Source organism: Rathayibacter sp. AY1C5, from assembly GCF_002931705.1.
GTDB lineage: Bacteria > Actinomycetota > Actinomycetes > Actinomycetales > Microbacteriaceae > Rathayibacter.
On record NZ_PSWD01000015.1, the window covers coordinates 67,947 to 81,598 of the forward strand.

Genomic DNA, 13,652 nt, shown 5'->3' on the forward strand with positions numbered 1-13,652 from the left:
GTCGAGAAGCCGACCGCGCCACACTCGATCCACACCATCCCCGCGAGCACCGCCACCGAGGCGAACCAGCGATCCGCGTACCAGCGGATCGCTGTAGCCGAACGCNCTCCTCGAGAAGCCGACCGCGCCACACTCGATCCACACCATCCCCGCGAGCACCGCCACCGAGGCGAACCAGCGATCCGCGTACCAGCGGATCGCTGTAGCCGAACGCACACCGCCCTGCAGAACCCACCCCGTCGCGAAGCCGACCGCGCCACACTCGATCCACACCATCCCCGCGAGCACCGCCACCGAGGCGAACCAGCGATCCGCGTACCAGCGGATCGCTGTAGCCGAACGCCCCCCGCTCCTCAGAACGCACCCCGTCGAGAAGCCGACCGCGCCACGCCCGTCAGGGACGGGCGTGGAATCGACTACAGCACGTCGTCGCTCAGATCGATCGGGTTGCCGAAGCGGTGGTTCGTGATCGAGATCGCCTGCTCGCGGAGGAAGGGCAGCAGTTCGACGCGGCCGGCGGGGGTGACCGGGTCGGCGTAGACGGCGGTGTCGAGGGCGCCGCCGAGGGCTTCGGCGAGGGCGGTCGCGAGGGGGACGCGGGATCCGTCGGCGCGGGTGAGCGGGACCGGCTTGCCTGTGCTGCCGCGGGTCATGCCGGCGACGACGTCGGTGAAGGAGCCGGTCGAGTCGGACGATCGGCGGACGACGGCCTGCTGTCCGTGCGTCGGGCTGCCGGGGGCCTGCGGGCCCGCGTAGCCGTCGACGCGGTCGGAGACGATGTCGCCGATGATGCGGATGCGCGGGGCCGTGATGCGGCCGGCCGCGGCGCGCTCGAGCCACTGGGCGTCGGTCTCGACGACGATGCGCGGGACGAGGCCCGCCATCTCGGCGAGCTCGTCGCCGCCGAGCATCTCCTGGACCCGCGGCGGGAGCGGGAGGGACGTGGAGATGTCCATCCGGGAGCGGGTCAGCAGGCCCGCGGCGATGACGCGGAGGAGCTCTCCGAGGTCGCCGCCGTCGGCCAGGCGCAGCGCGATCGGCACGCGGAGGTAGCGGAACAGGTTCCGCTCGACGCCGACCTTCGAGATGTCGGTGACGACGCCGAACTCGGTCGCCCAGGCGAGCTGGTCGGAGAGGGCGGAGCGGCGGAGCAGGTCGAACTGCTCGAACCGGAGCGAGGACTGGGCCGCCTCGATGAACTGGCGCGCGCGGTCGTCGAGGCCGCGCAGGTGCAGCGTCGAGGAGGAGCGCGCGGGCGAGGGCTTCCAGGAGCCGAGGCCGATGAGGTGGTTGGGTCCGCCCGCCTTCGCGCCGCCGCCGACGGACGAGCGCTTCCAGCCGCCGAAGGGCTGGCGCCGGACGATGGCTCCGGTGATGCCCCGGTTGACGTAGAGGTTGCCCGCCTCGACCGAGTCGATCCAGAGGGCGAGCTCGTCGGCGTGCAGGGAGTGGAGTCCGGCCGTGAGCCCGTACTCGGTGCCGTTCTGCATCCGGACGGCGTCCTCGAGGGTCGCCGCGTGCATGATCCCGAGCACCGGGCCGAAGAACTCGGTGAGGTGGACGTAGCTGTCCTCGGTGACGCCCTCGCGGATCCCGGGCGACCAGAGCGTGCCGCTCTCGTCGAGCCGCTGCGGCTCGACGAGCCACGACTCGCCTCCGCCCAGCGTGGTGAGCGCGTGCAGGAGCTTGCCGGTGGGCTCCTCGATGAGCGGCCCCATCACCGCCGACGGGTCGTCGGGCCGGCCGACGCGGAGCGACGTGACGGCGTCGACCAGCTGGGCGCGGAAGCGCTTGGAGCGGGCGACCGAGCCGACCAGGATCACCAGGGAGGCGGCGGAGCACTTCTGGCCGGCGTGCCCGAAGGCGCTGCGGACGATGTCGGCGACGGCGAGGTCGTAGTCGGCGTGGGGAGTGACGATGATCGCGTTCTTGCCGCTGGTCTCGGCCTGCAGTGCGAGGCCGGGCCGCCAGGAGCGGAAGAGGCGGGCGGTCTCGTAGGAGCCGGTGAGCAGCACGCGGTCCACGAGGGGGTCGGTGATCAGCGCCCGTCCCAGCTCCTCCTCGTCGAGGTCGACCAGGGCGAGGAGCTCCTGCGGGACGCCCGCGTCCCAGAGCGCCTCGACGAGCACAGCCGCCGAGCGGCGGGCCTGGGGCGCCGGCTTCACCACGACTCCGGAGCCGGCGGCGAGCGCCGCGAGGATCGATCCGGCCGGGATGGCGACCGGGAAGTTCCACGGCGGAGCGACGACGGTGACCCGCGCGGGGACGAAGGTGGCCCCGGTGACGGCGTCGAGCTCGCGGGCGCGGGTGGCGTAGTAGTGGGCGAAGTCGATGGCCTCGGAGACCTCGGGGTCGGCCTCGGCGATCGTCTTGCCGGTCTCGGAGGCCATCACCTCGATCAGGCGGTCGCGGTTCGCGGCGAGGACGAGGCCGGCGCGGTCGAGCACGGCCGCTCGGTCGTAGCCCAGGCGCTCGCCCCAGCGCTCCGCGCGGCGGGACACCGCGCGCAGCACCTCCTGGAGCTCCGCCTCGGTGCTCACGCGCGCGGCGTCGGCCGTGCCCGCTCCGATGGTCGAGCCGGCGATGCGCTCGGTGATCAGGCGCGCCCAGCGGCGGTTGCCGGGGAGGGCGGGGTCGGTGTCGGGCTCGTTGTGGAAGCCCGCGGTCGCGGCGGCGGCACCGGAGCCGCGGCTGAGGCCGAGGACGGCCTGCGTCAGGCCCGCGGCGGCCGGGTCCTGCGCCCGCTCGCCGGCGCGGGCGTGCTCCTGCACGAGGCGGCGGCCGGAGCCGGAGGACCACTCCCGCAGGCGGTCCTGCGTGCGGTTCGGCGGCGGGACGGAGTCGTCGAGGGCCTCGAGCGAGGCGCGGAAGCGGCCGAGCTCCCGCTGCAGCACCTCCTCGTCGTCGAGGCGGAACGCGGCCGAGAGGAAGTTCTCGGGGCTGCTGTTCTCCTCGAGCCGGCGGATGAGGTACGAGATGGCCACGTCGAACTCGTGCGGGTGCACGACGGGCGTGTAGAGGAGGAGGCGTCCCACGTCCTCGCGGACGGCGCGCGCCTGCCCGGTCGCCATCCCGAGCAGCATCTCGATCTCGACCGCGCCGGTCACCCCGCGCTCGGTCGCCGTGAGCCACGCCCAGGCGAGGTCGAAGAGGTTGTGCCCGGCGACGCCCACGCGCACCGCGTCGACGCGCTCCGGCCGCAGTGCCCGGTCGAGCAGGCGCTTGTAGTTCGTGTCGGCCTCCACCTTGCTGCCGACCGTCGCGAGCGGCCAGTCGTGCAGGGCCGCGTCGACCCGCTCCATCGCGAGGTTCGCGCCCTTCACGACGCGCACCTTGATCGGGGCTCCGCCGCGGGCCCGGCGCTCCTGCGCCCACCCGGTCAGCTCGTCGAGCACGCGGACGGAGTCGGGCAGGTAGGCCTGCAGGACGATGCCCGCCTCGAGGTCGAGCATGCCCGGCTGCTCGAGGAGGCGCCGGAACACGGCGACCGTCAGATCGAGGTCGCGGTACTCCTCCATGTCGAGGTTGATGAAGGTGGGGTCGGCTCCGGACGCGGCGGCCTGGTAGAGCGGGGTGAGACGCTCCACGACGCGGTCGACCTCCTCCTCGAAGGCCCACATCGACAGCTGGCTGACGACGCTCGAGACCTTGACGCTGACGTAGTCGACGTCCGGCCGCTCGAGCAGGCGGAGGGTCCCCTCGAGGCGCCGGCCGGCCTCGCGCTCGCCGAGCACGGCCTCGCCGAGGAGGTTGAGGTTGAGCCGGTCGCCGCCCTCGCGCAGCGCGGCGACGGCCGCGCCGAGACGGGCCTCCGAGGCGTCGACCACGAGGTGCCCGACGAGGCGGCGGAGGACCCGGCGGGCCGCGGGCACGACCACCCAGGGCAGCACGGGGCCGACGGCGCCGCCGGTGCTGATCGCCGCGCGCAGGTAGGAGGGGAGGAAGGCGGGCGTCTTCGCGGTGAGCGCCGCGAGGTTCTCGGCCGCGACCGAGAGGTCCTCGGGCCGGGCGACGCCGTCGACGAACCCGACGGCGAAGTCGAGTCCGTTCGGGTCCTGGAGCACGCCCGCGAGCCGCTGGGCGGCGGGCTCGACCGGGAACTCGCCGCTGCGCGCGATCCAGCGGCGGACCAGGGACTCGACGCGCTCGATCATCGGGCGGTCGTCGACCTCGGGCTCGGCGGCGGCGGGCGCGGCGTGCTCCGACTCCGACGCGGCGTCGGGCCCGCGCAGGACCTCGTCCTCAGCGTCGCGCACGACCTCGTCCTCGGCATCGGGCTCGCTCACGGCCTCGTCCTGAGCGTCGCGCACGACCTCGTCCTCGTCCTGGATCTCGGACTCGCGCACGGGCTCGTCCTCAGCGTCGGACTCCTGCGCGTCCCGAGGCTCGGGCACGTCCTCGGGTGCGGACTCCGGCGCCGGCGCGACCTCGGCCCCGCTCCCGGAGTCGCGGGCCTCACCGGCCTCGACCTCGTCGTCCGACTCCGTGCCGCCCTCCGGCGTCCGACCACCGACCGTCGCGTCGACGCCGCTCCGCACGGCCGCGTCGTCGGGCTCGCGCTCCGGGTCGCTGCCGGGCACACCTGGGGTCGTCGACTGCTGCATCCTCCGAGGCTAAGCCCGACCCGCCGCGCGAACGCGGCGTGACGCGGTGGTCGCGCCGACTCGCCCGCGAGCCGCCCCTGTGGAGGAGCGGATCAGTGCCGGCGGTGGTCCTGGATGGTCATCCGCGGGCCGTGCCGCGGCTTCCTCGCTCCGCTGCAGCCGATCAGCCGGATGACCCGCTGCCGGTGCCCGCGCCACGGCTCGAGGAGCTCGAGCATCCCGTCGTCGTCGACCCCGAGCCGGCCCGTGAGCGCGAAGCCGACGGCCGCGGCCAGGTGGTAGTCGCCCACGCTGACCGCGTCCGGATCGCCGTGGGCCCGCATCATCACCTCGGACGCCGTCCACGGCCCGATCCCCGGCACCGACTGCAGCCGGCGGGCGACCTCGTCGCCGCCCCGCCCGAGCGCGAGGGTCCGCTCGAGGCCGGAGGCGACGAGCGCGGCGGTGAGGACGGTCCGCGAGCGCCGCGGATCCACTCCCGCGCGGTGCCAGTCCCACGAGGGCACGCGCCGCCACTGCTGCGCGCTCGGAGCCACGTGCAGAGCGACCGGCCCCGGGGCGGGCTCCCCGTGGAGGCGCACCAGCACCCGGTAGGCGCGCCACGCCTCCGTGCTCGTGACCTTCTGCTCGAGGACCGACGGCGCGAGCATCTCGAACACCAGGTTCGCGCGCGTGAGGCGCAGGCCCGACGAGCGGCGGAGCACCTCGGCGAGCGGCGCGTGGGCCGACAGGTCGAGCCCGCTCCAGTCGTCGCCGTGGCCGAGGAGCTCGGGGACCGCGTCGATCAGCCACTCCGCTCCCCCGCCCCAGGCGCGCGCGTGGACCGCGCCGTCCACCGCCTGCCGCAGATGCAGGGTGCCCGGGCCGAGCGGCGTGCGGAACGCCCGCCAGAAGCCGGACGCGTCGAGGAGCATGGTCGGGTCGCCCGAGCCCCGCAGCAGCGTGCGGAGGGTGAGCGCGAGGCTCACCGGCTCCGCCGGCGCGTAGACCGTCGCCCAGGCGGGCTCCGGAGCAGGGGCGGGGATCGACACGCAGTGATGGTAACCGGCGGCTCCGACACCGGATCGGACGCTCCTCCACAGAACCCCCATCCACGACGTGTTCGGAGCGACACGCCCGGCGGATTGGTTCAGACGGCGTGAACACATGCGCGGATCCGATCGCCCGTTTCCACTGGTCAGCAGGTCGATCCCGGGCGTAGCTTCGCGCTGTCGCGGCGGCGCTCCAGCCGCCCGGCACCCGCCTATCACTGGAGATGCGCACATGTTCGACACGACCTTCATCCGCAACGCGATCGTCAAGAGCTCTGAGACCGCTCTCGACCGTCGCCGCTTCTTCGAGGCCACCGGCGTCGCCGGCCTCGGCATCGGAGCCGCGGCCCTCGCCGCGCCCACCGCCTCCGCCGAGGAGGTCGCTGCCAGCGGCCCCAGCGACGCCTCGATCCTCAACTTCGCCCTCAACCTCGAGTACCTCGAGGCCGAGTTCTACCTCCGCGCCGTCTACGGCACCGGCCTCGGCGGCTCGGACGTGACCGGCAAGGGCACGCCCGGCGGCGTCATCGGCGGCCGCCCCGTCGACTTCAAGACCCCGTGGCTGAAGAGCTTCGCCACCGAGGTCGCGAACGACGAGAAGGCCCACGTGCAGTTCCTGCGGGCCGCGCTGGGCACCGCGAAGGTGGCCCGCCCGGCGATCAACCTGAAGGACAGCTTCAACTCCGCCGCCGTTGCGGCGGGGCTGATCAAGGCCGGTCAGTCGTTCGACCCGTTCGCGAGCGAGTCGAACTTCCTGCTCGGCGCCTTCGTCTTCGAGGACGTGGGAGTGACCGCCTACAAGGGCGCCGCCCCGCTCATCCAGTCGAAGACCTACCTCGACGCGGCCGCCGGCATCCTCGCGGTGGAGGCGTACCACGCGGGCGCGATCCGCTCGGCGATCTACGCCGCCGACCTGTCCGACTCGGCGAACAAGCTCTCCGACGCGCGCGACAGCCTCGACGGCAAGACCGACCTCGACCAGGGCGTCAAGGTCAACGGCCAGGCGAACATCGTCCCGACCGACGGCAGCTCCATCGCGTTCAGCCGCACCCCGGGCCAGGTCCTCAACATCGTGTACCTGAACCCCGCGGCCGGCACGCGCACCGGCGGATTCTTCCCCCGCGGCGTCAACGGCGAGCTCGTCACGACCTAGTCCCACCAGCACAGAGCACGACGACGGGCCCTTCCTCGAGGCGGCGAGGAGGGGCCCGTCGTCGTCCGCGTGCACATCCGTTCACCGGGTCCTCTAACCTGAGCGGGTGAAGATCGGGATCCTGACCTCCGGTGGCGACTGCCCCGGCCTCAACGCCGTCATCCGCGGTGCCGTCTACAAGGGCATCAAGGTCTACGACCAGGAGTTCGTGGGCTTCCGGAACGGCTGGCGCGGAGTGGTCGACGGCGACCTCCTGCCCCTGGGCCGCCCCGAGATCCAGGGCATCGCCAAGCAGGGCGGCACGATCATCGGCACCAGCCGGACGAACCCCTTCGAGGGCGAGAACGGCGGCCCCGAGAAGATCGCCGAGATGATGGACCGCAACGGCATCGACTCGATCATCGCGATCGGCGGCGAGGGCACCCTGGCCGCGGCCAAGCGCCTCACGGACGCGGGCCTCAAGATCGTCGGCGTCCCGAAGACCATCGACAACGACCTCGGCGCCACCGACTACACCTTCGGCTTCGACACGGCCGTCGGCATCGCGACCGACGCGATGGACCGCCTCCGCACCACCGGCGACTCGCACGGCCGCTGCATGGTCGCCGAGGTCATGGGCCGCCACGTCGGCTGGATCGCCCTGCACTCCGGCATGGCCGCGGGCGCCCACGTCATCCTCATCCCGGAGAAGCGCACCTCCCTCGACCAGATCGTCGAGTGGGTGCAGAGCGCGCAGGACCGCGGGCGCGCACCGCTCGTCGTGGTCGCCGAGGGCTTCTCGCTCGACACGATGGACGACGCCCACTCCGAGCGCGGCCTCGACGCCTTCGGCCGGCCCCGCCTCGGCGGCATCGGCGAGCTGCTGGCTCCGCTCATCGAGGAGCGCACCGGCATCGAGACCCGCGCCACCACGCTCGGCCACATCCAGCGCGGAGGCACGCCCACCGCGTTCGACCGCGTCCTCGCGACCCGCCTGGGCATGGCCGCCATCGACTCCGTCGTCGCCGAGCACTGGGGCCGCATGGTCGCCCTGCGCGGCACCGACATCTACCACGTGGCCTTCGCCGAGGCGCTCGGCACCCTCAAGACGGTGCCGGACGCCCGCTACGAGGAGGCGCGCACCCTCTTCGGGTAGCGCGCGCTCCCCGCGGAGCGGTCAGTCCTTCGCGCCGTCCGGCGTCGCCGTGGCGACGATCTGCGCCCGCGCTAGGGTGTGGAAGTGCGCGTTGAAGCCGAGGATCGCCGGCGTCGACTCCGGGTCGAGGTCGAGCGACTCGACATCGAGGGCGTGCACCACGAAGAAGTAGCGGTGCTCGCGGTCCGGCGGCGCCGCTCCGACGAACTGGCGCAGCCGCATCTCGTTGGGCAGCGTCTGCGCGCGCGCCGGGAGCAGCTCGAAGCCGGCGGCTCCGGCTCCCGTCGGGAGCTCCGTGGTGTCGGCCGGGAGGTTGTAGACGGCCCAGTGCCAGAAGCCGGAGCCGGTGGGCGCGTCGGGGTCGAACACCGTCACGGCGAAGCTCTTCGTCTCGGCGGGGGCTCCCGACCAGCGCAGGTGCGGCGAGACGTCCTCGCCGCCGGAGCCCTCGCCGTAGTGGCGGGCGGACAGGGGCGCACCGTCGGCGATGTCGTCGCTCTCGAGCGCGAAGGTCGGCACCTCGCCGAGGCGGGCGTAGGGGTCGTAGGTCCAGTCGGACATCCGGTTTCTCCGTTCGGGAAGGGCGGGCGGGGGCCCGCGCCCTCAGCCTAGGAACCCGGCGGTGCGCGCCGAAGGGCTTGCGGAGGGGGTCAGGACCCGAGATAGCGCCCGGGCCGGTGGTTGAACGCCAGGACCAGGTTGAGCACCACCACTCCCGCCGCCGAGATCAGCACGTTCAGCGGAGGCACCACCAGCAGCGCGGCCGCGACCACGCACGCGTCGAGCGCCATCATCACGTAGCCCGCCCGCCAGCCGAGCCGCTCCTGCGCGATCAGGGCGACGATGCTGAATCCGCCCAGGCTCGACCCGTGCCGGAAGAGGATCAGGAGGCCGATCCCCGCGAGCACGTCGCCCGTGAGGACGCCGTAGACGGGCTCGATCCGCAGCTCGCCGAACGCCAGCGGGTGCAGGCCCGCCAGGACCGAGACCAGCACGATCGAGAACATGGTCCGCAGCGTGAAGCGCCAGCCCTTCTTCCACAGCGAGAGGGCGAGGAACGGCACGTTGACCGTGACGAGGATTACGCCGAACGGGATGTCGAGCGGGTACCCCAGCAGCAGTGCGAGACCCGCGGTGCCGCCCGTGACCGCCTGGCTCGCGCGCAGCAGGTAGAGGCCGAGCGACACGACGAACGCACCGGTGACGAGACCGAAGACGTCCTCGAGGCGGGAGTGCGGCACGGGGGCGGAGGCGTCGGGCACCCGACGATGCTGCCACACGCCGCGCCCCGGTCCGGACGTCCTCGTAGGATGTGCCGGTGCTGCCGAAGATCCTGCTGTTCTACCGCTTCGTGCCGCTGGCCGACCCCGAGTCCGTGCGGCTGTGGCAGCGCGAGCTGTGCGAGTCGCTGGGCCTGCGCGGGCGCCTGCTGATCTCGGAGCACGGGGTGAACGGCACGCTGGGCGGCGGGATGGACGCCCTGAAGCGCTACGTCCGCCGCACCCGTGAGCACTCGGCATTCCACGGACTCGAGGTGAAGTGGAGCGACGGCTCCGGCCTCGACGACGACGGCCGCAGCCTCGACTTCCCCGGTCTCTCGGTGAAGGTGCGCGACGAGATCGTCTCGTTCGGCGCGCCCGACGAGCTGCGGGTCGACGCCGACGGGGTCGTCGGGACGGCTCCGCGGCTCGACCCGGACCAGCTGGACGCCCTCGTCGCCGAGCGCGACGACGTGGTGCTCTTCGACGGCCGCAACGCCTTCGAAGCCGAGATCGGCCGGTTCGAGGGGGCGATCGTGCCGGGGGTCTCCAGCACCCGCGAGTTCGTCGAGCAGCTCGACGCCGGCGTCTACGACCACCTCAAGGGCCGGCCCGTGGTCACGTACTGCACCGGCGGCATCCGCTGCGAGGTGCTGTCGAGCCTGATGACGGCGCGCGGCTTCGGCGAGGTGTACCAGCTCGACGGAGGCGTCGTCCGCTACGCCGAGGCGCGGCGCGACCGCGGTCTGTGGAAGGGGGCCCTGTACGTCTTCGACGGCCGCGGCTCCGTCTCCTTCTCCCCCGACGCCGAGGTGCTGGGCCGCTGCACCTCGTGCGCCGCGCCGACCAGCCGGATGCGCAACTGCACCGACCTCTCCTGCCGCGCCCAGCTCGTGGTCTGCGCCGACTGCGATGCGGCGGCCTGCGCCGCGCACGCGGGCCCTACGCTCGTGCCATGAGCATCGAAGCGCGCGGGCGCACCCTCGTCGACCTCCACACCGCCCCCGAGCTGCTGCAGGTGGTGAACGTCTGGGACGTGATCAGCGCGACCACGGTCGCCGCGCTCCCGGAGACCCGGGCGCTCGCGACCGCCAGCCACTCCATCGCGGCGGCGTTCGGCTACGAGGACGGCGAGCGGATCCCGCTGGAGCTGCACCTGGGCATGATCGAGCGCATCGTCGCCGCCGTCGAGGTCCCGGTCTCGGCCGACCTCGAGGCGGGCTACGGCGACGCCGGCGAGACGGTCCGCCGCGCGATCGGGATCGGCGTCGTGGGCGCGAACCTCGAGGACCAGGCGAAGCCGCTCCCGGAGGCGCTGCGAGCGGTCGAGAAGGCCGTCGCCGCGGCCGAGGAGGAGGCGGTGCCCTTCGCGCTCAACGCCCGCACGGATGTGCTCCTCCGCGCCGGCGACCGCGACCGCGGCGAGGTCCTGGCCGACGCCGTCGAGCGCGGCCGCGCCTACCTCGACGCCGGCGCCACCTGCTTCTTCGTCCCCGGGCTGCTCCAGGACGCCGAGCTGGAGTCCCTCGTCGCCGCCCTCGGGCGGCAGCGCGTCAGCGTCATCGGCGTCCCCGGATCGCAGTCCCCCGCCCGCTTCGAGGAGCTCGGGCTGGCCCGCGTCTCCTACGGTCCGTGGACGCAGCGCGTCGCCCTGACGGCGCTCCAGGGCGCGGCCTCCGCCCTCTACTCCGGCGGATCGCTCCCCGAGGGCACCCGGCCCCTGAACTGACCGCCCGGCCGCGGGCCCGCGGGCGTAGCGTGGGCCCATGTACCGAGCCATCGTCGTCGAGCGGCACTCCGACTCCGACACCCCCAACCGAGCCCGCCTCCTCGAGCGCGACGATCCCGACCGCTCGCACGGCGACGTGTCGATCGCCGTCGAGTACTCGAGCGTCAACTACAAGGACGCCCTGGCGCTGGCGGGGCGGCCCGGGATCGTTCGCCGCACCCCGCTCGTCGCCGGCATCGACCTGGTCGGCACCGTGGAGTACGCGGACGGCGAGGCGGGCGAGCGCTTCGACTCCGGCGACCGGGTGGTGCTCAACGGCGCCGGCCTCGGCGAGCGCCACGACGGCGGGCTCGCCGAGCGGGCGCGTATCGACTCCGCGTCGCTGCTCCGGCTGCCCGGCGCCATCTCGGCGGCACGGGCCGGAGCGATCGGCACCGCGGGCTTCACGGCGATGCTGGCCGTGCTGGCGCTCGAGCGGCACGGCGTGCGGCCGGGCAGCGGTCCCGTCCTGGTGACGGGGGCCTCGGGAGGCGTGGGGTCGCTCGCCGTCGCGCTCCTGGCGCGCCTCGGCCACGAGGTCGTCGCCTCGACCGGCCGGCTCGGCGAGCACGGCGCTCTGCTCCAGCGCCTCGGCGCCTCCGACGTCATCGACCGCGCCGAGCTGCAGGAGGGCGGGAAGCCGCTGCAGTCCGAGCGCTGGGCGGGAGCGGTGGACTCCGCCGGCTCGCACACGCTCGCGAACGCCCTCGCGCAGACGCGGTGGGGCGGCACCGTAGCGGCGTGCGGTCTCGCGCAGGGCCCGGACCTGCCGGTGAGCGTGATGCCGTTCATCCTGCGCGGAGTGACGCTGGCCGGCATCAACTCGGTGGAGGCGCCGCGCAAGCTCCGCGAGGAGGCCTGGCGCCGCCTCGCCCACGACCTCGACCTGGAGCTGCTCGACGAGCTGACGACGACGGTGCCGCTCGGCGGGGCGGTCGACGCGGCCGAGGACGTGCTCGCCGGCCGCTCGCACGGTCGGACGCTGGTGGACGTCCGCGCCTGAGGGCACGGCGTCGGCGGAGGGCGTCCGCCCGCCTCGAGCGTGGAGGGGGGCGCCTCGGCCGGCGCTGCGTGGCTGCTGCTCGTGCGGCGGTGCGCTACTCCGCGGCCTCGGTGGCGCCGCTCGGCTCGGCCGACGCGTGACCGACGGAGGAGTCGGGGCGCGCGGCGCGGGGTTTCGCCGGCGTGCGGGGCTTCGGCGCGGGCTTCGCGGCCGGCCCCGGCTTCGCGGGGGCGGGCTCGGCGGACTCGGATCCGGCGGGCTTCGGCTCGGCGGGCTTCGATCCCGCGGACTTTTTCTCGGCGGACTTCGGCTCCGCGGGCTTCGGCTCGGCGGGCTTCACCGGAGCTGCGGAGTCGATCGGCTCGGAGCCGATGACGTCCACGGGCGCGGAAGCCCCGGACTCGGCCGGCGTGCTCGCGGCGGTCCGAGCACTCGTTTTCGGAGCGCCCTTCGGCGTGGCCTTCGGGCTCTTCGGAGCGGCCCCCGCTGCTGACTCCGTCGGAGCCGCGACGTCCTCCGCGGCGCCGTCCGCCTCCGGAGCCGCGGCCGCCGCGCTCACGCCGCTCGCCGCCTCCTGACCCTCGACCACCGTCGCCGGACCCGCCGCCTCCGCGGCCACGGCCGCGGCCTTCGCCGCCTTCGCCTTCTTCTTCGCGGCGGCCGCCTGGGCCCGCTCCGCCTGCTCGGCGACCTCGGGGACGATCACGAGGTCGTCGGTCTCGATCACGGGGATCGCCGCGGTCGTCGTCCCCAGCTGGAGGGCCGCGATCAGCTCGGGAGCGTGCTTGGTGCTCACGATCAGGCGGGAGTAGTCCTCGTCGACCAGGTCGATCACGACGGCCGAGGCGGTGCGCTTGATCAGCAGGAAGTCCTTGCCGCCGTGGAACTTCCACGTGCCGGCCGCGAGCGTGAGCGGCACCGCGGTGCCCGGCGCGCGGATGCCCCGCACCCAGATCCAGGGGTCCTCGGTGACAGTCGCCGAGCGGATGCTCGACCGGTCGACGACGACGTCGCTGCGGTGGAACGCGAGCAGTCGCTCGGCCGCGGTGAGGCGGAGTTCGAGGCGGTCGGGGAGCACGGTCACGACGGGCATGCCTCTAGTCTGCCCCGCCGCCCGCCGCCGGGTCAGCGCCGGATCGCACAACGATGCCCCGCCGCTCGCGTGGGTGGCAGCATGGTCGGATGCCGATGGATCCGGACGAGGCGCGCCTCCTCGACGCGCTGCTGGCCGAGCGGCAGGCCGAGACGCGCGACGAGGCGGCCCGGCTCGAGGCCTCGCTGGCCGAGCTCCTGCGCGACCGTGCCGACGGCACCGCCGATGACGAGCACGACCCGGAGGGCACGCCGCTCTCGGCCGAGTGGTCGCGGATGGCCGGAGTCCGCGACGCTCTCGCCCGCACGGCGCGCGAGCTCGACGCCGCTCGCGCCCGCCTCGGCACCGGCGGCTACGGGAACTGCGCCTCGTGCGGCCGCCCGATCGGGGCCGCCCGCCTCGCCGCCCGGCCCACGGCCGAGCTCTGCATCGACTGCGCCCGTCTGGCGGAGTCGCGCGTCCGCTGACGCCCCGCGAGGCGAGCCTGCGGCGCGCCCTCCGCCTGAAGGCCCCCACAGATCCCGGCGTGCGGAAACCCGGTTTCTCCTGCGAGCATTCACACGCGGTCGCGTCCCTCGAACAGGTCTGACGGACCCCCCCTCCCCC

11 protein-coding genes are annotated in these 13,652 nt (G+C 74.0%); 6 read left to right on the plus strand and 5 right to left on the minus strand.

The annotated features are described in order from the left end of the window. Window positions 1–416 precede the first annotated feature (416 nt). Window positions 417–4,154: a proline dehydrogenase family protein gene (locus tag C5C57_RS11700; RefSeq protein ID WP_104246969.1), complete on the minus strand. Its 3,738-nt coding sequence runs from the start codon at window positions 4,152–4,154 to the stop codon at window positions 417–419. A 542-nt stretch (window positions 4,155–4,696) separates the two neighbouring features. Next, window positions 4,697–5,635 (minus strand): DNA-3-methyladenine glycosylase, encoded by a 939-nt coding sequence (locus tag C5C57_RS11705; RefSeq protein ID WP_258063215.1) that lies wholly within the window; start codon window positions 5,633–5,635, stop codon window positions 4,697–4,699. A 232-nt stretch (window positions 5,636–5,867) separates the two neighbouring features. On the opposite strand from C5C57_RS11705, the gene C5C57_RS11710 reads away from it, so the two are divergent. Next, a complete protein-coding gene (locus tag C5C57_RS11710) occupies window positions 5,868–6,788 on the plus strand; it encodes a ferritin-like domain-containing protein (RefSeq protein ID WP_104222865.1) in 921 nt (306 codons plus the stop codon). A 106-nt stretch (window positions 6,789–6,894) separates the two neighbouring features. Next, window positions 6,895–7,923 (plus strand): 6-phosphofructokinase, encoded by a 1,029-nt coding sequence (locus tag C5C57_RS11715; protein WP_104246916.1) that lies wholly within the window; start codon window positions 6,895–6,897, stop codon window positions 7,921–7,923. 21 nt (window positions 7,924–7,944) lie between these two features. Here C5C57_RS11715 and C5C57_RS11720 read toward each other — a convergent pair whose 3' ends face one another. After that, on the minus strand, window positions 7,945–8,484 hold the full coding sequence (locus C5C57_RS11720; RefSeq protein WP_104297649.1) for a YbhB/YbcL family Raf kinase inhibitor-like protein: 540 nt from the start codon (window positions 8,482–8,484) through the stop codon (window positions 7,945–7,947). A gap of 89 nt (window positions 8,485–8,573) precedes the next feature. Then, entirely contained in the window at window positions 8,574–9,185 is a 612-nt protein-coding gene (locus C5C57_RS11725) for a YitT family protein (protein WP_244230588.1), read from the minus strand. Between the two features lie 56 nt (window positions 9,186–9,241). Between C5C57_RS11725 and C5C57_RS11730 the strand changes: the two genes are divergently transcribed. From C5C57_RS11730 to C5C57_RS11740, 3 genes are read left to right on the plus strand one after another with little or no spacing between them, the layout of a single operon-like run. After that, complete coding sequence (locus C5C57_RS11730) at window positions 9,242–10,141, plus strand: rhodanese-related sulfurtransferase (RefSeq protein ID WP_104222869.1); 900 nt, start codon at window positions 9,242–9,244, stop codon at window positions 10,139–10,141. Continuing rightward, entirely contained in the window at window positions 10,138–10,911 is a 774-nt protein-coding gene (locus C5C57_RS11735; RefSeq protein WP_104246918.1) for an isocitrate lyase/phosphoenolpyruvate mutase family protein, read from the plus strand. Before C5C57_RS11730 ends, C5C57_RS11735 begins: the two co-directional genes overlap by 4 nt. Before the next feature lie 37 nt (window positions 10,912–10,948). Further along, window positions 10,949–11,953: an MDR family oxidoreductase gene (locus C5C57_RS11740; protein WP_104246919.1), complete on the plus strand. Its 1,005-nt coding sequence runs from the start codon at window positions 10,949–10,951 to the stop codon at window positions 11,951–11,953. 94 nt (window positions 11,954–12,047) lie between these two features. Here C5C57_RS11740 and C5C57_RS18605 read toward each other — a convergent pair whose 3' ends face one another. Then, window positions 12,048–13,046 (minus strand): hypothetical protein, encoded by a 999-nt coding sequence (locus C5C57_RS18605; protein WP_308471135.1) that lies wholly within the window; start codon window positions 13,044–13,046, stop codon window positions 12,048–12,050. Window positions 13,047–13,135: 89 nt separating this feature from the next. On the opposite strand from C5C57_RS18605, the gene C5C57_RS11750 reads away from it, so the two are divergent. Next, entirely contained in the window at window positions 13,136–13,513 is a 378-nt protein-coding gene (locus C5C57_RS11750) for a TraR/DksA family transcriptional regulator (protein ID WP_258072359.1), read from the plus strand. The last annotated feature ends 139 nt before the right edge of the window (window positions 13,514–13,652 follow it).

Bases quoted from the DNA above. Each gene is read 5' to 3' on its own strand.
- C5C57_RS11700 (WP_104246969.1), bottom strand. From the start codon at position 4,154: ATGATCGAGCGCGTCGAGTCCCTGGTCCGCCGCTGGATCGCGCGCAGC.
- C5C57_RS11710 (WP_104222865.1), top strand. From the start codon at position 5,868: ATGTTCGACACGACCTTCATCCGCAACGCGATCGTCAAGAGCTCTGAG.
- C5C57_RS11720 (WP_104297649.1), bottom strand. From the start codon at position 8,484: ATGTCCGACTGGACCTACGACCCCTACGCCCGCCTCGGCGAGGTGCCG.
- C5C57_RS11735 (WP_104246918.1), top strand. From the start codon at position 10,138: ATGAGCATCGAAGCGCGCGGGCGCACCCTCGTCGACCTCCACACCGCC.
- C5C57_RS11740 (WP_104246919.1), top strand. From the start codon at position 10,949: ATGTACCGAGCCATCGTCGTCGAGCGGCACTCCGACTCCGACACCCCC.
- C5C57_RS18605 (WP_308471135.1), bottom strand. From the start codon at position 13,046: ATGCCCGTCGTGACCGTGCTCCCCGACCGCCTCGAACTCCGCCTCACC.
- C5C57_RS11750 (WP_258072359.1), top strand. From the start codon at position 13,136: ATGCCGATGGATCCGGACGAGGCGCGCCTCCTCGACGCGCTGCTGGCC.